Origin of the sequence: Flavobacterium sp. ASV13 (assembly GCF_000745775.1) — a bacterium.
Lineage (GTDB): Bacteria > Bacteroidota > Bacteroidia > Flavobacteriales > Flavobacteriaceae > Flavobacterium.
In genome coordinates this window covers 235,005-255,628 of record NZ_JQJY01000009.1, presented here as the reverse complement: position 1 = coordinate 255,628, position 20,624 = coordinate 235,005, and the positions used below count along the sequence as shown (strand labels likewise).

The window sequence follows — 20,624 nt, the reverse complement described above, 5'->3', positions numbered from 1 at the left end:
ATGTGTCAATTTAATGTGTCAATTTGATAACTAGATAATTAGATAATTAATTCATTTGATGATGCATTAAGTTTTTTATAATGAAATTAAAAAACTTATAATTTAAACAATAAATTGTCTATTTTGCGCATTATCTAATGATAAAATAGTCCCCAATATCTAATCATTAATCCTCGTAAAAAAAAGTGTCGGATAACTGAAACATTTAGCAGTTTTATTCGACTAACTTATTTTACAAGGTGCAAAAATAGCGTATTTTAAAATATGGCGAAAGTAAAATATTATTACGACTCAGAAAATCTGGCTTATACAAAAATAAAAACCAGAAAAAGAATAAAAATAGGTTACGCATTATTGTTTTTAGTGGCTTCAGCGTTGTTTGGTTTTTTAGTTTTTGTTCTTTTAATTAACACGCCTTATTTCGAAACTCCAAAAGATCGTTTACAGGCACGTGAAATTGAAAATTTAAAACTTCAATATTCCATTTTAAATAAAAAACTAGACGAAATTGATGATGCTGCAGACGCATTAGAAGAACGTGACAATAATATTTATCGTGTATATTTTAACAAAGCTGAAATTCCAGATTCGATTAGAAAAGCAGGATTTAGAAGTTCTGACAGGTATAAAACGCTAGAAGGATATAATAATTCTCAGCTAGTTTTAAATACTACGAAAAGAATTGATAAACTTTCGAAGCAACTGGCCATTCAGTCGAAATCTTTAGATGAAATTTTAAAATTAGCTGGAGCCAAAGAAAATTTATTATTAGCCATTCCTGCCATTCAACCCGTTCGAAATGAAAATTTAAAACGTGTTGCTTCGGGTTTTGGATATCGTCTTGATCCTTTCACGAAAGTGAGGAAAATGCACAACGGAATGGATTTCACTGCAAACACAGGAGCTCCTGTATATGCAACCGGAGACGGCGTAGTGAGCAGAGCTGACAACACGGCTTCTGGATATGGAAATCATGTTGTAATTCGGCACGGATTTGGCTACGAAAGCCTTTATGCACATTTAAGTAAATACAATTGCAGACCAGGACAACATGTAAAAAGAGGTGACATTATTGGTTACGTGGGAAGTACCGGAAGATCTGAAGGTCCGCATTGTCATTATGAAGTCCACAAAGATGGAAAAGTCGTAAATCCGCTGAATTTTTATTACGGAAATATTTCAGCTGCCGAATATGTAGCAATTTCACAAATGGCGAACCAGGAAAATCAATCATTAGATTAATACTTTAAAAAGTGTTATTTTTGAAATAAATTAGAAATACAAAAACATGCATATTGAACTTTCAAAAGACAAAAGATATTACAGTATTGGCGAAGTTGCCAAGGCTTTTAATGTCAATGCATCATTGATACGATTTTGGGACAGCGAATTTGATATTCTGAAACCAAAAAAGAATGCTAAAGGCAACAGAATGTTTACTCCGGAAGATATTACAAACCTGCAGCTGATTTATCATTTGGTAAAAGAAAGAGGTTTCACGCTTGAAGGCGCTAAAACGCATTTAAAAGAGGGACAGAAGAAAACATTAGATAAATTCGAAATAATACGTAAATTAGAGACCATAAAAACACAATTGAACGACATCAAAAACGAATTGTAATTAAAAATAGAAATAAACTTAAATCAAAACAAATATGAAAAAGTGGTTAATCCCTGTAGGAATTCTTATCGCATTTATTGCTATTATCGCATTTTGGTCAATTGGAATTAAAAACACTGCCTTACAGCACAGTCAAGCTGTAAATAAAGAATGGGGTAACGTACAAACAGCTTACCAAAGAAGAAATGACCTTATTGGAAATTTAGTAAACACGGTTAAAGGTGCTGCTGATTTTGAAAAATCAACTTTAACAGCAGTAATCGAAGCTCGTGCAAAAGCAACTTCAGTAACTATTGATCCAAGTAATGTGACTCCAGAGCAATTGGCACAATTCAACCAGGCTCAAAGTGGTGTAACTTCATCATTATCAAAATTATTGGTTTCTGTAGAACAATATCCAACTTTGAAAGCAAACGAGAATTTCTTAAAATTGCAAGACGAATTAGCAAGTACAGAAAATCAAATTTTAACGGCTAGAACTCGTTTCAATGAATCTGTACAAACTTATAACGGATATGTTTTAAAAATTCCAAACAACTGGTTCTTGAGCGAATACAAAGAAAAACCATACTTCGAGGCTTCTACCGGAGCAGACAAACCAGTTGAAGTAAAATTCTAAAAAGAATTTAGACAATAAATCTAAGATCTATAACCTTAACTCTAAAATTACCCAAATGTCAAAAGTAGAAGATTTTTTAACCAAAGCAGAAGAGCAGGAAATTGTTGAAGCTATTCGAATGGCTGAAAATAATACTTCTGGCGAAATTAGAGTTCATATAGAAAAAACAACTTCTAAAGCTCATTTTGATCGGGCTTTAGAAGTTTTTCATGAATTACGAATGGATGAAACCAAATTAAAAAATGGCGTATTGCTCTATTTTGCAGTTGAAGACAAAAGTTTTGTAATTTGTGGAGACAAAGGAATTAATGATTTGGTTGCCGATGATTTTTGGGATTGTACCAAAGACATCATGAGTAATCATTTTAAATCTGGCAATTTCAAACAAGGAATTGTTGACGGAATTACAAATGCCGGAGAACAATTAAAAAAATACTTTCCGTGGTCGGAAGGCGACACAAACGAATTATCTAACGAAATCTCAAAAGGATAAATAATGAAAAATTCCAATAATAAAATCCCAAATTCCAATAGAATTTTTCAGTTTACTTTTTTGCTTATCGCGTTTTTTATCTGCAATACTATTTTTGCTCAGTTTGACATTCCTAAAAAACCTGATTTCCAGACTTCGGTTTATGATTACGCCAATGTTTTAAGTTCTTCTGAAAAAACACAATTAGAAGAAAAACTAGTTCGTTATTCCGATTCAACTTCTACTCAAATTGTTGTCATTACTATTGAAAGCTTAAAAGGGGAAGATATTGGAATTCTTACTCCAAAATGGGCTCAGGAATGGGGAATTGGACAAGCAAAAGAAGATAACGGGGTTTTGATTTTATTGGCTAAAGCCGAAAGAAGAATCTGGATTTCTCCTGGTTATGGATTAGAAGATCGTTTAACAGCAGGAATTGGAGGAGAAATTACCCGAAACATTATTATCCCTGAATTTAAAGCAGGAAGTTATTATCGCGGACTTGACAAAGGTGCCGATGCGCTTTTTGATGTTTTTAAAGGCAAATATAAAGGCGAACGCAAGCAATCTAAAGGAAAAGACTTTCCTATATTTCCATTTATCGTCATTGTGGTAATAGTATTAATTTTACTTTCCCGTAATAAAAGAGGTGGCGGAGGAAATTCTGGGAATAGCGGCGGAGGTCCTAGCCTACTTGATGTTATTATTCTGAGTAATCTTGGAAGAAGTGGCGGAGGCGGTTTTGGAGGCTTCGGTGGCGGATCATCTGGCGGCGGCGGTTTCGGCGGAGGCTTTGGCGGAGGCGGATTCTCTGGTGGAGGTTCAGGCGGAAGTTGGTAATTTATTTTGTTTCTAATTTCAAGTTTCAGGTTTACTAAATTATTTTAGTTAAATTTACAATTCATAATTCAATCATAGATGTTATCACATAAAGCAAAATACGCCCTTAAGGCCTTACTTTATTTAGCTGAACAAGACGAAAATCACATTTCTAGAACTATAGAAATCGCTGATGGCGCTAACATTCCTAAAAAGTTTTTAGAACAGATTCTTTTAGATCTAAAACGAGGACGTTTTGTAAGCAGCAAACAAGGAAAATTTGGCGGTTATTATCTGATAAAATCCAAAAACGACATCACTTTGGCAGAAATTCACCGATTATTTGACGGTGCAATTGCACTTTTGCCATGTGCTTCTTTAAATTTTTACGAGCCTTGTTCTGATTGCAAAACCGAGTCTGAATGCAGTCTGCGTCATGGTTTAATGCTTATTAGAGATAAAACTTTGAAGGCTATGGAAGGTATCACAATCGCCTCATTAGTAAAAAAATAAAAAAATATTTTTTTAAAGTCTAGTAAATCGATAGAATTAATTATATATATTTGCCAAAAAATAATTAACAAACCAATTACAAATTTTTAACTCATGAAAGAACATTTCAGTTTATTAGGCGTAACCAAAAGTCTTTTGCAAACAAATTCAAATAGTCAGTTCCAAACTGCAAAAAGCATTTCTTGTATGATGTGTATGTGTTGATAAAAAAAAATTTATTAAAAACTCTACTAATCATATATACTTAATATAAAAATGAAAAATTCGATTAAAAATATACTTACAATATTATCTGTTTTAACTTTTTCACTCTCATTTGGACAAAACATCGAAGGTGTAGTTAAAACAACTGAAAATACTCCATTAGAAGCTGCAAACGTTGTTATTAAAGGTACTACTATAAATACAATTACTGACGCTACAGGAAAATTTACTATCGACACTAAGGGAAAACTTCCAATAACACTTTTAATTCAATATGTTGGTTATAAAACTACCGAATTAGAAATCGATGATTTGCCTGCAACTCCATTACAAATCATTTTAAATGAAGAAAACGCTTTGGTCGAAGTTGTTGTTTCTTCACGGCGCAGAATCGAAAAAGTTCAGGATGTGCCAATTGCAATTTCTGTAATTACAGGAAAACAAGCAGAACAAACAGGTGCTTTTAATGTTAACCGTATTAAAGAATTAGTTCCATCAGTACAACTTTATTCTTCAAATCCAAGAAATACAGGAATCAACATTCGTAGTTTAGGTTCTCCTTTCGGATTAACAAATGACGGAATCGATCCTGGAGTTGGTTTTTACGTTGACGGGGTTTATTATGCTCGTCCTGCAGCAACAACTTTAGATTTTATTGATGTGGAGCAAATTGAGGTGTTACGTGGGCCACAAGGTTCATTATTTGGAAAAAATACAACTTCGGGTGCTTTCAATATTACTACTAGAAAACCAAGTTTTTCTACAGGAGCAGATTTTGAAGTAAGTTATGGAAACTATAACTTTTTACAAGCTAAAGCATCGGTTACTGGAGCTTTAGGTAAAAAAGTTGCTGGAAGAATCTCTTTTTCAGGAACACAAAGAGATGGATTAATTGACAACGTAGCAACTGGAAGACCAACAAACACATTGAACAATCAAGGTGTTAGAGGTCAATTGCTTTGGACTCCATCTGTAAATACTAATATTATTTTAGCAGCAGATATTACAACACAGCGTCCTGACGGATATGCACAGGTTGTAGCTGGTGTTGCTCCTACTCAAAGAGCCGCTTACCGCCAATTTGATGCTATTATCAAAGATTTAAATTATCAATTACCAAGTTTAAATGCTTTTGACCGTAAAATTGATCAGGATACACCATGGCGTTCAAATCAAGACATGGGAGGTATTTCGCTTAATATTGACACAAAAGTTGGACCAGGAACATTAACTTCAACTACCGCTTGGAGATTCTGGAACTGGGATCCATCAAATGACAGGGATTTTACAGGATTACAAGTATTAGCAAAATCTCAAAACCCAACAAGACAAACTCAGATAACTCAAGAGGTTCGTTATGCAGGTCAATTAACTTCTAAAGTTAGTGGTGTTGCGGGAGTATTCTTTATTGATCAAACTTCTCAAACAGATGGTACAGAAGAATCTGGAAATGCACAATGGAGATTCGCACAAAGTTCTACTAGCCCATTATGGAAAACTCCAGGTCTTTTTGAAGGCTACGGAATCAAAACTGATGCTAGAATCAGAGCTTCAAGTGCAGCAGTATTTGGCCAAATTGACTGGGCAATTACAGAACGCTTGCATGTCTTACCAGGTTTAAGATATAACTTTGATAAAAAAGATGCTCATTACAGCCGTTTAACTTACGGAGGTTTACAAACTAATGATCCTGCGTTAATTGCTTTGAAAAAATCAGTTTACTCTGATCAGGCTTTTGATTCAAGTACAGACAATACCGATTTTTCAGGAAACTTAACATTGACTTATAAAGTTACAGACAAAATCAATGCTTATGCAACTTATGCAAAAAGCTACAAACCAGTTGGTGTAAACGTTGCTGGACTTCCTACAGATTCAAAAGGAAATCCGTTATTGGATCTTGCTGTAATCAAACCTGAAAAAGTAAATCATTATGAAGTTGGAGTAAAAACGTCTCCATTTAAAAATTCGATTTTCAACTTAACGTTCTTCAATACAGATATTAAAGATTTCCAAACAAACGTTCAGGCTGCTGAATTAGGTGTAAACCGTGGATACCTTGCAAATGCTGATAAAGTACGTGTAAGAGGTGCAGAATTAGATGCAAGTTTCGTATTTAGCTCACATTTAACAGTAAATGCTGCTGCAACTTATACTGACGGAAAATATGTGAAATTTACAAATGCTCCGCTTCCATTAGAAGAAACTGGTGCACCGGTATCTTTCAAAGATGTTTCTGGAACTGATTTGCCTGGAGCTTCAAGATGGGCAGGATCATTAGGCGGAGAGCTTTCCGACAATGCAACATTCTTTGGAAATAGAGGAAAAATATTTGTAGCACTTGATTCTTATGCTCGTTCAGAATTTTCTTCAAGTCCATCGGCTTCAAAATATTTGGTTGTACCAGGATATGCTATTTTTAATGCACGTTTAGGTTTCCGTGCCTCTCAAGGGCTATCTGTTCACTTCTGGGGACGCAACTTATTGAATAAAGATTACTATGAGCAATTGTTGCCTGCCGGAGGTAACGCAGGACAATATGCAGGGGTAATTGGTGACCAAAGAACTTACGGAGTTACTTTAAAATATTCGCTGTAAGCGGTTAAGTTAGTTTGTTTAAAATTATTATTACGAGGCAAGTTTTTAAACCTGCCTCGTTTTTTTATACTTTGAAATCACAAAATAGTAATGAAACCAAATTTTAATCTGCACTGAATCAACGCTGATTTCTATATATTCGCAGCCTGAATTTATGGAGATTAGATGAAGTTTTTCAAATTACTGTTCCTACTTGGCTTAATTGGCACAAATTTATCGGCGCAAAATGAAAAGAAAACCGACCAGCAAACTTTAGCCTGGATTCGTTATTATAACATTTTGCCTTTATCCGAAAAATGGGCACTTCATTCTGAATTTGATAATCGGGCTTTTTTAAATCCGGTTCATGAAAATCTTTTTGTTATCCGAGTTCAGGGTCGATATAGAGCAAGCAAACTTGTAGATTTAGGAGGCGGACTTGCTTTTTTTAATGTAAATACTCAAAATCCCAATATTGATCCTGATTTCTCAATTCCGGAATATCGAATTCAGCAAGATATTACTTTGATTGACGATATTGGGAAAATCACTTTTCACAATCGTTTTCAGCTTGAAGAACGTTTTATCGAAAAAGCTTCAAGAACAGAATTACTCGATGATTTCTCATTTGCCTTAAGATTCCGATATAGATTGCAGTCGACTTTTGATCTTTGGAAAAAAGAAAACAGAAGCTTAAAAGGTACAATTTCCGACGAAGTTATGTTCAATTTCGGAAAAGACAACAAGCTGAATACTTTTGATCAAAACAGATTTTACGTAGCACTTCGCTATCATTTCAATCCTAATATCGGAGTAGAATTGGGTTATCTAAAAAACTTCCAAAGACGTGCCACTGGTATAGATTTTTATGACAGGGATATTGTTCGTTTTACTGTTTATCATCGAATAGAAAAGAGGTTCTAAGGTGCTAAGCTTCTAAGATGCTAAGGTTTTATATGTAGTGATAAAAAAAAGCGTATAAATCAAACTTTATTTGATTTATACGCTTTTTCAAAACCTCAGCGCCTTAGTACCTTAGAACCTTAGCATCTTAAAAAAAAGCCTTAAAGAGACGCGCCAACACACGTCTCTTCAGAAAGACAAAACCTACTCCTCTCTTTCTCGGCCTCTTCTCTTACCCTTTTCATTTCCTGCAAAATTTCCAATTTTATAGGCCAATGAAAACATGATATATCTTTTTAAAACGGTGTTTTCTTCATCTCGGATTGATGTTGCCGAAATCGTTCTGGTAGCGCTTAGATTTTGATTCAAAACGTCGTACACTTTCACTTTTGCATAAAGTTTTTTGTCCAAAAATCCGTAAGACAAACTCGTATTCCATAAGTAGAAGTCTTTTTTGAAATCACTCGAAATATTAGAATTATAAGTATATCCAAAGTCATTACCGAAAATAAATTTAGCTGGCCAATAACTCGTTGTTTGCAAATTAATTCGGTGTACGACATTTGAAGTTGCATCGCGAGTGTAGTTTTGATATTTTGTTTCATTGTATGACAAACTGTACGAAGGTGCAATAACAATCAGCTCGCCATATTCATAAGACAAATATACTTTTGGCGTTACTGCAGTACCTTTTGCATTGTACATAACTCCATTTGTAAAACCTTTATCAAAACTGTAAGTTCCGTTCAACTGCAAACCATATCTAAACGTATTTGCATCTTTCTTGATCGATTGATTCCAGTTTCCGCCAACAGTAAAGGTGTAGGTATCTGATATATTCACATACGTTGTCGTTCTTTTTCCGCTGTCATCATAAAATGAAGTAGAAGAAATATCATTAGAATAATAATCTCCTCTTGCATACACGCTGTAACCCGAACGTGTTCGGAAATCAAAATTTCTGAAACTAAAATTTGCACTGCTTTTTTCTATTGGCGTCAGATTCGGGTTTCCTATAATCGTATTCAACGGATTGCTCAAATTTGCAACTGGCAATAAAAAACTCGAAGCCGGAAGCGCATTCGAATAATCATATTTAAAAGTCATATTCTTTGAACGGCTGAACTTATATCGAAATTGAGCTGTCGCGTATGGCAAAGCATATTTCTGATTCAAATCGGTTGGTTTTCCTAAATAAAAAGCATGATTATCATAATCAATAATCGAGGTTTTTGTATCCAGATTTATGGTGTATTTGTTCTTTTGAAGCGTAATTCCAACTTTCGGGCTCACCGAATTTTGTTTCGACGTTGTATAAGTCGTCAAAGACTCATTTACTTGAGAATACGATTGTGTATCAGCATCATAATCAAATGTTTTTTGATCTTTTATTTCGTTTTGCCAATCAAAATCAGAACCAAATCTGATTCTTAAAGAATCTGTAATCGGTTCCGTATATTCAATATCTAAGGAATAAGCATCATTCACATTATCATTTCTTGTCGTCTGATTTCGTTTATCATTTGGTTTATTATCCTGATAAAAAATTGTTTCTGAAACATTCAATGCATCCGTAATAGCATCTGTATTGTTATTATCAAAAACGAAACTCAGGTTACGATTTTTTTTCTCAAATGCTTTATTGAAATTTAAAGTATTGGCAAAATTAGTCGTTGTATTTTCTCGGCGAGAAACCGCTGTACTTTCATTTAAAGCCTGGCCATTTTCATCTTGAGAAGAACTTGATGAATCTGAATCACTATCAACTCGCGTCTGATTGAATTTTGGCGTAAAAACAATTCGCGTACTCGGATCAAGTTTGTACTCGAACTCAAAATTGGCTTTATTTCCGGTATTTTCAGTTCTCGTTTTGGCATCTGATTCCGTTAAAATATTTCCTGTCGGCAAAAAGCTCAATTGATTAGCTTTGCTGTCATTGTTCGTTATATTATTTGAAAAATTATAACTCCCGGAAGCTGAGAAATCCTTAAACCATTCATCTGAATAATTAATTCCAGCCAAATTTGACTGAATAATTCCTTTTCCACTTGTAGTACTTCCTTGATTGGCGTTATTATTTCGTCCACCTCCCATATTATCAAATACGTCATCCATTGAAAAACCGGTCGAATTGATATTATTAGAAGAAGCCAAAACGCTAATTTTCTGATTATTATTGAAGAAATTCATAATCAGACTGCTTTCATAGCGATCATCTGAACCATAACCAGCAAGCGCTTTTCCAAAGAAACCTTTATTTTTCTTTTCGTCAATCGTGAAGTTAATCGAGGAATTATCTGAACTTGATTCCTGTTTTGCCAGTTCTTCTTTTTTGGTTTTAAAATCTGAAACCTGAACTTTTTTAATGATTTCGGCCGGCATATTTTTCAATAACATCTGACCGTCTTTATCAAAAAAAGCTTTTCCGTTAACTAAAAACTGGGTTACTTCCCGCCCATTTACAGTAACTTTTCCGTCATTATCAACATCAACGCCGGGCAACTGTTTTAATAAATTTTCAACATTGGCATCTGGCCTTACTTTAAACGCCGAAGCATTAAATTCCAAAGTATCTTTTTTAACGGCAACTGGTGGTGCTTCAGTTTTAATGACAACATTTTCCAAAGCATTAATATTTTCGGCCAAATATAATTTCCCGAAATCCTTGCTTTCAACAAGTTCTTTTTGTTCTTCAACGAAAGTCTGATATCCCATATAATTGACTTTCAGGAAAACAGGTTTGTTGATTTTTTTTGTATTTATTCTGAAAACGCCGTTTTTATCAGTAGTAGCATATTCGATTACAGCAGAATCTTTAACGGTTGTAAAATATACTGTCGCCATTTCAAGCGGAACTTGTGTGTTAAGATCAACAACAGTTCCTTTAATGATAATATCATTTTGCGCATTGGCAGCGACGCAAAAAAGAAAAAACAATAAATAAGAAAAATACCTGGTCATAATTGGTTGGTTAGAACTATTAAGACCTGAAAGCAACTTAAAGGTTTAATTATAAATATAACATTTACTGCGTATTTTGTTTAGAAGCAAAAAAAAATCCCCTTTTTACAGGGGATTCAGTTTTATTTTTCTCTGATATAAATATCAATCGGCACTCCGGCAAAGTCCCAATTTTCTCTAATTTTATTTTCAAGATATCTTTTATATGGTTCTTTAACATATTGTGGCATATTGGCAAAAAACACAAACTGAGGTGTTGCAGTTGGCAATTGCATACAATATTTAATTTTCACATATTTACCTTTTGTCGCTGGCGGCGGATAAGCCTCAATAACTTTCAACATATATTCGTTAAATTTTGAAGTAGCGATTCTTTGTTTTCTGTTTTCAAAAACCTGAACTGTAGCTTCTAATGCTTTCAACAAACGTTGTTTTGTCAATGCCGAAACGAATAAAATTGGCACATCTGTAAAAGGCATTAATTCTTTTTTGATTTTCTCTTCGTAATCACGGGTTGACATGGTATCTTTCTCAACCAAATCCCATTTGTTTACCAAGATTACAACACCTTTTCGGTTTTTCTCTGCCAACCAAAAAATACTTTGATCCTGACCTTCAAATCCGCGTGTTGCATCGATAACCAATATACAAATATCTGCATGCTCAATCGCTCTAACAGAACGCATTACAGAATAAAATTCTAAATCTTCCTTCACTTTTGCTTTACGACGAATTCCCGCAGTATCAACCAAATTAAATTCAAAACCAAAACGGTCAAATTTAGTATCAATTGCGTCACGAGTTGTTCCTGCAATATCCGTTACAATATATCTGTCTTGGCCAATCAAAGCATTGATAAAACTAGATTTTCCAGCATTCGGGCGTCCAACAACAGCAAAACGAGGCAAATCTTCTTTAACCTCAACAACTGGTTTCTCTGGAAATGCATCAATTAAAGCATCTAATAAATCTCCAGTTCCACTTCCTGAAATACTTGCAAAAGTGTAATAATCTCCTAAACCAAGATTATAAAACTCAATCGCATCTTTTTCACGCATTGCGTTATCTACTTTATTTACAGCCAATAAAACCGGCTTTGTTACTTTACGTAACAATTTAGCCACCGTTTCATCCATTGGTGTAATTCCTTCTTCAACATCAACAACAAAAATAATAACATCGGCTTCGTCGATAGCAAGCTCCACTTGTTTACGGATTTCACCTTCAAATACGTCATCAGATCCGCGAACGTATCCACCCGTATCAATAACAGAAAACTCTTTTCCGTTCCACTCGCTTTTACCATAGTTTCTATCACGGGTAACCCCAGATACTGAATCTACAATAGCTTCTCTTCTTTGTATCAGCCTATTAAAAAGGGTTGATTTCCCTACATTAGGTCTTCCTACTATCGCAACAATGTTATTCATTTTTTTGAATTTTAGATCTCAGATTTACAATTTCAGATTTCGTTTTTGACTAAATCACAATAAATTATAAACCAAAAATGCTTTATTTAAATTTTTTGCAAAGGTAGTTAAAAAAAGTTGCTAAGATGCTAAGTTTCTAAGTACCTAAGTTTTTATTCTAATTTGTATAATTTTCAGGAGCTTAATCCAGCTGTTCACTATATCTTTTGTGGTCTCGTTAGAAAAAAACGAGACCACAAAAGGATGCCGTTCCCATCTGGGCTAGGGCATCTGTGTTTCAAGAATATTTTCGTTTTTACGATTAAACAAATCAACGATTAACCGATTCAATAAAAACTACTGATTATACCCGAATCGTTTCAACATATTGGCATTACTTCTCCAGTTTTTGTTCACTTTTACGTAAAGTTCAATGTGAATTTGTTTTCCGAAGAATTTCTCTAAATCAGCACGGGCATCTGTTCCTACTTTTTTTAGAGCAGCTCCTTTATGTCCGATGATAATTCCTTTTTGTGTATCGCGTTCCACCATAATTACCGAACGAATTCTGATAATTTTTTCGTCTTCGTGAAATTCTTCTGTCACGATTTCAACTGCGTATGGAATTTCTTTGCTGTAATTCAATAAGATTTTCTCGCGGATTGTTTCGTTAACAAAGAAACGTTCTGGTTTATCTGTTAATTGATCTTTAGGATAATAGGCTGGAGATTCTGGAAGTAATTCGATAATTCTTCCAAAAACTTCTGGAACATTGAAATTCTGCAAAGCAGAAATTGGGAAAATTTCAGCATTTGGTACTTTTTCTTTCCAAAAAGCTACTTGCTCTTCTAATTGTTCTTGGTGCGAGTTATCAATTTTATTTAAAAGAAGTAAAACCGGAATTTTAGCATGAATGATTTTATTAAAAAAAGCTTCATCTTTTAGATCCTGCTCGCCTATTTCGACCATGTAAACTAAAATATCAGCATCTTCAAAAGCCGATTTTACGAAATTCATCATCGATTCCTGCATTTCATACGCCGGTTTTATAATTCCAGGAGTATCTGATAATACCAATTGAAAATCTTCTCCGTTTACAATTCCTAAGATTCTATGACGTGTAGTTTGTGCTTTTGATGTAATGATTGACAATCGTTCTCCAACGAAAGCGTTCATTAGTGTCGATTTCCCAACATTTGGATTCCCGATGATGTTTACAAAACCTGCTTTATGTGACATTTGCATAATATTTAATTTTACTGCGTACAGTTCGACCTATCGGTCTCGAGTGCAAAGGTAGTCATATCAACTCAATAGAGAAAATAAAACATTTTTTAATATTTTCGTTGGATTTCTCAAAAATCGCCGTATCTTTGCACCCGAACATCGCGGGATAGAGCAGTAGGCAGCTCGTCGGGCTCATAACCCGAAGGTCACAGGTTCGAGTCCTGTTCCCGCTACTAAGCAAAAACACCACTTCAACAAGTGGTGTTTTTTTTGTTTATAACATTTTGTATTATGGAAGAATTTGTAGTTTACATTCTTTATTCTGAAAAATTCAATAAAAATTACACAGGTTATACTTCTAATCTAATTGAGAGATTCAAATCTCACAATCTTCTTGAAACAAAAGGGTATACTTTAAAATTTAGACCTTGGAAAGTGATTCATGTCGAATTTTTCAATTCAAAATCTGAAGCAATGAAAAGAGAAAAATATTTAAAAACAGGAATTGGAAGAGAGTTTATTAAAAATCTAATTCTTAACATTTAGCTCTTCGGGCTTATATCCGCCGCGGCGGACACAGGTTCGAGTCCTGTTCCCGCTACTAGTAAAAACTAAAAGCCTGAAAAATCTAGATTTCTCAAGCTTTTTTTATGGTTCGAAAAATCTTGTTCCATTTATTAAAAATAAAAACCTCTAGTATTTTCAGGGAAAATTGGTTCGAGTCCCATTAAGTCAAACAAAAGACTCAAATCCAATTAAACTCATATCCAAAAGTAAATTTTTAAAACAGCAATAAAAACTACTCAACTTTTACTGAAGCAGATTGTTCTGCGGTTTAGTCTTTTTAAATGAGTTCTGAGTGTCAAATTTTTTCTTTCAACACGATTTGTTCCGAAACGTTTAACAGAATGCAGTTTTTCATATCAATCCATTTTCTTTAAAATAGTCTTCTAAATCTTTTCTAAAAGCTAAAAAATCAAAATCCTTAATTTTAGTCTTCATAGTTACAATGATATCTAAGGATTTCAAAATTTCTAAGGATAAATGCTTTTTAGCTTCGATTTCTGAAAATTTTTTAAATGTTTCAAAATCTAATTTTATATCATATGTTAAACATTTTTCAATATCATACTCTTGCTTTGTATAAGTACTTTTTACGCCTTTTTTTTCTTTTATATATTTTGGCTTTCCAGGTTTAAAAAAAGCCTCGAAACTTTGGCTAACGCAAATAACGCCTATGACAAGCTCGATTAAGTCTTTACCATATTTCTTTTCCGAAGACCATTCTTTCAAATCATTTGAAAAATCGCTTATAAAATTTGTCTCTTTTCTGATATCTGCTGAAGTATATTGAGCCAATGCTATTTTCATACATTATGTAATTAATTATAATTATTTAAATATTCCGTTTCCTGGAGGTCTTTCGCCATGCAAGAAAAAATATCCATATATGTAATATTTTTCCAGAATCAACATTTCCATTTGATTTCCTCCATTCAGGAGGAGAAACACGCCACATAGATATCAAAAAACAAATCCAATAAATAAAACAAATAATGTTTTAAATTATTTATTTATAAAATTCTGAGTAAGAAAAAAAAGCATAAAATCAGAGATATTTATACAACTTTTCTTCTTAGCATTCTTTATCCTGCGTACACTTTTGGAAGTTAGGACAAGTATGTTCAAAGGTTAAATTTTGCTATTCCTACAATTACTTAGAAAGCTAAAAACCATTCCTTTTTTTTGGAATGGCTTTTTATTTTTATTGCGTTCATGAGTGATACACTCGCGCAAACGAAGAAATTATCAAGAATAGCGCAAACTTTTGTTTAAATGTGAAAACTAAATCTTAAAATTATTTGTCGGTCAGTTTTTTATATCAATTCTTTTTCTTTAAAATAATTTTCTAAATCTTTTTTAAAATTTACCAAATCGAAGTCTTTAAATTTAGATTTCATCGTGTCTATAATTTCCAATGATTTTAAAATTTCTTGTGCCAAATATTTTTTTGCTTTAATTTCTGAAGAATTTTTAAATGTTTCAAAATCTAATTTTATACTATATTCTAAGCATTTTTCAACTTCATATTCGAATCCCTCGCTTTTTATATGTTTTTTTTCTTTTGTATATTTCGGCGACTTTGGCTTAAAAAATTGTTCAAATATTGAACTTACACATATAATTCCAATTACAATTTCCATTAAATCATTCCCATATTTTTTTTTAATAAAATATTTTTCGATTTCATCTGAAAAATCAATTAAAAATCTAGTTTCTTTTTTTATTTCCGCCGATGTATATTGAGCTAATGCTAGTTTCATATATAATTGTTATTAATTATAATTATCTAAAAATTGGATTTCCTGGAGGTCTTTCACCATGCAAAAAATAATACCCGCTCCGCAAAGTATTATTCAGAACGCTGCGCAAATGTCTCCGACTTTGCGCCATTTTATAAATATGTAATTTAAAACGAATAAGTCATAAAGTCTCCGACTTTAAAACTAAATTTCTTAGGAGTAATTTCCAAAATAAATAATTAAAATAATATTAAAAACTAACTGAAAAGTCAGAGTCTTTGAAGGCCTTTCGATCTCTAATAAACAAAAAATTGCGCAAAGTCAGTGACATTTGCGCAGCTTTTTATAGGAACACTTCGGAGAACGAAGGTATTACCAAATCGTTATCCTATCCTTCTTCGGTAAAAACATTTTATCGCCTTGTTTTACATTAAATGCATCATAAAAAGGTGTAGTATTCATTAGAGGACCGTTAACACGCCAATTTGGTGGAGAATGCGGATTATTGTTAATCCACAAACGCAGGAACTCGTCTTTCATTTTTACTCGCCATATTTTGGCTATAGAAATAAAGAAGCGTTGGTCTGGAGTAAAACCATCGATTTTTGTGTTTCCTTTTCCTTGTTCGGTCATTTTAAAAGCATCGTAGGCAACTGCTATTCCAGCAATATCAGCTGTATTTTCACCAACTGTCATTGCGCCATTAATATGCAAATCTCCTAAAACAGTATAGGTACTGTACAAATTGATAACCTGTTGTATTCTTGATTTAAACTGCGCATAATCTTCTTTTGTCCACCAGTTTTTTAGGTTTCCATCCTTGTCATATTGAGCACCTTGATCATCAAAAGTATGAGTAATTTCGTGACCTATAACCATTCCAATACCTCCATAATTTAGTGCATCATCTGCATTATTATCAAAATATGGAGCTTGTAAAATACCTGCTGGAAAAACAATTTCATTTGCAGTAGGATTATTATATGCCGTAACTGTTGGAACTGTAGTAAACCATTCTGATTTATCGACTGGTTTGCCCAATTTTGCTAATTGAAATTGATACGCAGCTTTAGAAGCCGAAATAATATTCTCAAAATAGGTATTTCTAGCTACATTCACATTGCTATAGTCTCTCCATTTATCTGGATATCCTATTTTCTTAGTAATGGCGAACAATTTTTCTTTAGCTTTTTGTTTCGTAATTGGACTCATCCATTCCAATTTATCAATTCTTTTGCCGTACGCTTTTTGCAAATTATTCACTAGTACCAACATACGTTTTTTGGCATCTTCTGAAAAATATTTCTTTACATACAATTCGCCCAACGCTTCGCCCAAATAACTATCAATGACATTAGCCATTTTTTCGCCGCGTGATTTTTGAACAGCTTGACCAGAAAGCACTTTTGTATATTCAAATGAAGCATCTACAAAAGGTTTACTTAGATCATCAGCATATCTTTCTATAGAGTTTGCTTTCAAATAAATTTTCCAATTATTAAGCGGAATGGTTTTTAAGAGCTTATTAAGAGCATCATAATAAGCAGGCTGGCATACATTAATAGAATCGGTTTTAGCACCTAAATTATTTAAAAAAGCAGTCCAATCGATATTAGGGTGTCTTTTTACAAGATCTGTCACCGCTATTTTATTATAATTTGCCTGCACATCTCGAAGTTCAACTTTTGTTTTATGTGAAGTAGCGAGTTGCTTGTCAATATTGTAAACCAAATCAGCACTCTTTTTAGCCTCTTCTACATTACTGCCAGTTTGCTGAAATAATGTAATAAGGTATTTTTTGTATGCTTCCTGTATGGCAACAGTCGACGAATCTGATTTGAAATAATAATCCCTGTCTGGTAAACCAATACCGGTTTGATAGATTTGAGCAATGTTCATTTTGCTGTTTTTATCATCAGTTGAGACTCCAAAACTTATAATAGAAGGATTATACACCTTTACTTGATCAACCACAAAGTTCATCAAGGTAGGCAAATCGTTAATTGCTTCAATTTTGGAAAGTAGCGGCTTTATAGGTGTGTAACCGCGTTTGTCAATAGTTACAGTATCCATACCTGATGCATAAAAATCTCCTACCTTTTGCGCTATACTTCCTGCCGGATTCTCGCTTTTTGAAATACTGTCTAATATTCCTTGCAGACGCATTCGTTGTGGGAAATTCATAAACATATAAGCACCAACTCCGGATTGAGATGCAGGTATTGATACAGAATCGTACCATTTACCATTTACATATTTAAAAAAATCATTGCCAGGTGTCAATGTGGAATCTATTCCTGTGATAGCAACATTTTTTTTTCCTTCATGTTTTGAACATGATGCAAAAGCTAAGAATGCACTGAAGAGCACTAAGGTTTTTTTCATAATTTAAATGATTTCTATTAAAATGAACTGAAAGACGTTTGGAAACAAATTAATTTTAGCAGAACAATATACGAATTCAGTTTTTAATTCTGAAGTTTTTGTGAGAATTACTACTTATAAAAATCAGAATTATAAGCAGTTATTTACCATTAATGAAGTGATTCAGTATACGTTTTGAAGCTACATCGGTTTTTACAAGTTCATTATTTATACTTTTTGTTCTCCCGATTTAACTGCTATAAAGTCCTCATATTTGGTAAAATACTCAAGTCCCAAAACCAATAATACCGAACTTGCATTATATACTTTCTGCATTATGATGGCTGAACTCAAATAACCAAACCCAAATAGAAAAAAGAAGCAATAAAATGTCAGCAAGCAAATAATACAGCAAAATTTAAGTAAACGAAGTTTTGACTTAAGAATCAATACTGTAATAATAAATAAACCGATTAATGTTAAAACAATCGATATGGTTCCCAGATCATGTAAGGGTGTTGCAATTAAGAAAATAAACAATATGTTGGCAACGCCTATAAATTTTAAAATTTTAGCCCATTGTCTTAAAGCTATTTTTTTTGACATATGAATAAAAAAAAACACCATAACCAACCGATTGGAATGCCATTCCGATAATGGCCCAAATCCTGCCGGGGTTTTCTGCCCCATTTATCGCTTTTGCAGCAAACAAATTACTAATGAAATTTTTTGACCAGCCAAATCCAATAGAATTTTTGTCAAGCAATGATCCGCCTGGATACAATAAAGTTGCTATTACAATCAAAATCACGGAAATGACCAAACATATCAAAACCGAATGTTTCTGAACGATTTGCTTAATTGTTAAACTTTCCATTAAGTTAATTGCTTAAATTCATTATAGTAATTGTTATACAATCATGTTTTCTTTCTCAATATTCAATTTAAGATCAATAAGTCTTTGTCTTACGTTTGTTTGCAAAATCTTTTTTATAAAATTTATCACTAAATTGAACGGAAATCTAAGTGAAAAAGAATATAAAAAAACTACTTCTGTTTTATCGTTAGGTATTTCTTTAAACGTCCAAGAACCTAAAAATGATTTAAATAAAAAGGAATTATCTATCATTTTTATTGCCGTAACTTTTGGTCGATTATAGGTAACATATTCTGTTTTCATACCAAGTCCGTTTTTCGCTACACAATATGCTTTAACCCCTTTATCAGCTTTTGTTGCACCATCAATTAAGTCAGCCTTTTTAAGAAAAGTATCCCATTTTAATCGTTTATTATAATCTTGCGTAAAGTCAAAAACCAGTTCTGAATTTTTATTTATTAAAATAGTCTCTGCAAATTTAGTCGTGCTCATTTTTCAGCGTTTTTTTTATTGTTCTGCAACTTCTTTTAATTTATCCATTGCTTTTGGATAATTGTCATTGAAATAGCCTAAATACTCATCAATAACATCGATATCCACGATTACAGTTGTAATACCATTATTTTCCTGAAAGGTATAATTTTCGTGCCCACCTGCCCATTTTTCTACCTGTTCGCCTGTAGTTACTTCGGTATCTCCGTCCAAAAATCCGTAATGACGAATGGAAACAAAATTCGCTGGTTTATGTTCTGCAATTTCCGAAACCATCCCTCCTTTTTTGCCATTTTCATCTACTCCTACAAAAAGGATTTTGCTTCCTTTTTCCCAGCTTCCCTCATAGGTAGAAGTAGGATTAAACGTAGCTGTCCAATATTCGTAAGTGGCTTTGTTTTTTAAGCCTAGCATCGTTTCATATACCTTTTGAGCTGATGCTTTAATTTCTTTTTTAAATTGTAATTTTTGCATTGCTTTCTTTGTTTTAAAATTTTTAAATCAGTTTAATATTTTCTATTTATTAACTTAAATTCTTTGCATGTCCAATGTGTTCATATAAGCGTCGTGCAAGCCTCCAAAGATTTCGAGATTGTACAGTTTCTCACAAGGAACTCTTCGAAGATATAAAAAAATCAAGAGAATATTCTTTCAAAACAAAAAATCACACATAAAATTTTTATTTTTTTTGAAATTTTTATTTTAAGAAAAAAACTTCTTTATTTCATTCTTTACATAAAACAATTAATTACGAATCAAACAAATAAGTCTTAATCAAACAAAATATTTCAGGCTTTTCTGCTTCTAAATTTGATGTTTCCAAAATAATTTTAAAAAGTTTTTTCAAAAAACTGTTTGCGTATTCCAAAATTATTTGCACTTTTGCACCCGCAATAGCAAAACAGGTCCGTTCGTCTATCGGTTAGGACGCCAGGTTTTCATCCTGGTAAGGGGGGTTCGATTCCCCCACGGACTACTTAGCAAAGCAAAAGCTTCAGAGAAATCTGAAGCTTTTTTTGTTTTTCATCGTTTGGGAAAAATATTAGCAGATTTTATCCGTTAACAATTGTATCAAAAATTGGCGATAAGAATCTAGAAATTTATGACATTCTCTGAAAAAAAATATCAAACTCAATAATCCTTCAAAAAGTAACAATAAAAAAACATGTAAGTTCTTTTTTCTTCAAACAAATTATCGGATTTTTGCAAAAATTAATTAAAACCCAAATACCATAATCCTAACAACCTATAATAAACTCGTTC

18 protein-coding genes, 2 tRNA genes and 1 pseudogene are annotated in these 20,624 nt (G+C 33.0%); 11 read left to right on the top strand and 10 right to left on the bottom strand.

Going from position 1 to position 20,624, the window contains the following annotated elements; genetic code table 11:
• The first annotated feature begins 264 nt into the window (after nt 1–264).
• The 8 genes from GQ47_RS19245 (at nt 265) to GQ47_RS19210 (ending at nt 7,749) form a co-directional block, all read left to right on the top strand.
• Entirely contained in the window at nt 265–1,242 is a 978-nt protein-coding gene (locus GQ47_RS19245) for a M23 family metallopeptidase (RefSeq protein WP_035651887.1), read from the top strand.
• A gap of 46 nt (nt 1,243–1,288) precedes the next feature.
• Nucleotides 1,289–1,621, top strand: a complete 333-nt coding sequence (locus GQ47_RS19240; protein WP_035651884.1) for a MerR family transcriptional regulator — start codon at nt 1,289–1,291, stop codon at nt 1,619–1,621.
• A 34-nt stretch (nt 1,622–1,655) separates the two neighbouring features.
• The gene (locus GQ47_RS19235) at nt 1,656–2,240 is read left to right on the top strand and encodes a LemA family protein (RefSeq protein ID WP_035651882.1); all 585 of its coding nucleotides are present in this window, start codon (nt 1,656–1,658) and stop codon (nt 2,238–2,240) included.
• Nucleotides 2,241–2,295: 55 nt separating this feature from the next.
• The gene (locus GQ47_RS19230) at nt 2,296–2,733 is read left to right on the top strand and encodes a TPM domain-containing protein (RefSeq protein WP_035651879.1); all 438 of its coding nucleotides are present in this window, start codon (nt 2,296–2,298) and stop codon (nt 2,731–2,733) included.
• A 3-nt stretch (nt 2,734–2,736) separates the two neighbouring features.
• Nucleotides 2,737–3,552 carry a TPM domain-containing protein gene (locus tag GQ47_RS19225; protein WP_035651877.1) on the top strand — a complete coding sequence of 272 codons (816 nt, stop codon included), beginning with the start codon at nt 2,737–2,739 and terminating at the stop codon, nt 3,550–3,552.
• 78 nt (nt 3,553–3,630) lie between these two features.
• Nucleotides 3,631–4,044 (top strand): RrF2 family transcriptional regulator, encoded by a 414-nt coding sequence (locus GQ47_RS19220; protein ID WP_026730483.1) that lies wholly within the window; start codon nt 3,631–3,633, stop codon nt 4,042–4,044.
• A gap of 255 nt (nt 4,045–4,299) precedes the next feature.
• On the top strand, nt 4,300–6,846 hold the full coding sequence (locus GQ47_RS19215) for a TonB-dependent receptor (RefSeq protein ID WP_035651875.1): 2,547 nt from the start codon (nt 4,300–4,302) through the stop codon (nt 6,844–6,846).
• 165 nt (nt 6,847–7,011) lie between these two features.
• Nucleotides 7,012–7,749 (top strand): DUF2490 domain-containing protein, encoded by a 738-nt coding sequence (locus GQ47_RS19210; protein ID WP_035651873.1) that lies wholly within the window; start codon nt 7,012–7,014, stop codon nt 7,747–7,749.
• Between the two features lie 183 nt (nt 7,750–7,932).
• On the opposite strand, the gene GQ47_RS19205 is transcribed toward GQ47_RS19210, so the two are convergent.
• From GQ47_RS19205 to era, 3 genes are all read right to left on the bottom strand, one after another.
• Entirely contained in the window at nt 7,933–10,689 is a 2,757-nt protein-coding gene (locus GQ47_RS19205; protein WP_035651871.1) for an outer membrane beta-barrel protein, read from the bottom strand.
• A 122-nt stretch (nt 10,690–10,811) separates the two neighbouring features.
• Nucleotides 10,812–12,119, bottom strand: coding sequence for a ribosome biogenesis GTPase Der (gene der / locus GQ47_RS19200; protein WP_035651868.1), 1,308 nt, complete (start codon nt 12,117–12,119; stop codon nt 10,812–10,814).
• A 336-nt stretch (nt 12,120–12,455) separates the two neighbouring features.
• Nucleotides 12,456–13,337, bottom strand: a complete 882-nt coding sequence (era, locus tag GQ47_RS19195) for a GTPase Era (RefSeq protein WP_035652098.1) — start codon at nt 13,335–13,337, stop codon at nt 12,456–12,458.
• 148 nt (nt 13,338–13,485) lie between these two features.
• Between era and GQ47_RS19190 the strand changes: the two genes are divergently transcribed.
• Nucleotides 13,486–13,558 (top strand) — tRNA-Met (locus GQ47_RS19190).
• A gap of 58 nt (nt 13,559–13,616) precedes the next feature.
• Complete coding sequence (locus GQ47_RS19185; protein WP_035651864.1) at nt 13,617–13,871, top strand: GIY-YIG nuclease family protein; 255 nt, start codon at nt 13,617–13,619, stop codon at nt 13,869–13,871.
• Between the two features lie 257 nt (nt 13,872–14,128).
• Here GQ47_RS19185 and GQ47_RS23240 read toward each other — a convergent pair.
• The 7 genes and pseudogenes from GQ47_RS23240 to GQ47_RS19155 all read right to left on the bottom strand — a co-directional run.
• Nucleotides 14,129–14,236 (bottom strand): annotated as a pseudogene (locus tag GQ47_RS23240) (IS1 family transposase); the annotation flags it as partial.
• Between the two features lie 7 nt (nt 14,237–14,243).
• A complete protein-coding gene (locus GQ47_RS19180) occupies nt 14,244–14,696 on the bottom strand; it encodes a hypothetical protein (RefSeq protein ID WP_035651855.1) in 453 nt (150 codons plus the stop codon).
• Nucleotides 14,697–15,202: 506 nt separating this feature from the next.
• Nucleotides 15,203–15,649, bottom strand: coding sequence for a hypothetical protein (locus GQ47_RS19175; RefSeq protein ID WP_035651846.1), 447 nt, complete (start codon nt 15,647–15,649; stop codon nt 15,203–15,205).
• Nucleotides 15,650–16,000: 351 nt separating this feature from the next.
• On the bottom strand, nt 16,001–18,013 hold the full coding sequence (locus GQ47_RS19170; RefSeq protein ID WP_035651845.1) for a M13 family metallopeptidase: 2,013 nt from the start codon (nt 18,011–18,013) through the stop codon (nt 16,001–16,003).
• A 550-nt stretch (nt 18,014–18,563) separates the two neighbouring features.
• Nucleotides 18,564–18,869 (bottom strand): hypothetical protein, encoded by a 306-nt coding sequence (locus tag GQ47_RS23475; RefSeq protein WP_152561057.1) that lies wholly within the window; start codon nt 18,867–18,869, stop codon nt 18,564–18,566.
• 33 nt (nt 18,870–18,902) lie between these two features.
• Complete coding sequence (locus GQ47_RS19160) at nt 18,903–19,361, bottom strand: type II toxin-antitoxin system RatA family toxin (RefSeq protein ID WP_035651843.1); 459 nt, start codon at nt 19,359–19,361, stop codon at nt 18,903–18,905.
• Between the two features lie 15 nt (nt 19,362–19,376).
• The gene (locus GQ47_RS19155) at nt 19,377–19,835 is read right to left on the bottom strand and encodes a hypothetical protein (protein WP_035651841.1); all 459 of its coding nucleotides are present in this window, start codon (nt 19,833–19,835) and stop codon (nt 19,377–19,379) included.
• Between the two features lie 430 nt (nt 19,836–20,265).
• Between GQ47_RS19155 and GQ47_RS19150 the strand changes: the two genes are divergently transcribed.
• Nucleotides 20,266–20,337 (top strand) — tRNA-Glu (locus GQ47_RS19150).
• Nucleotides 20,338–20,624: the final 287 nt, after the last annotated feature.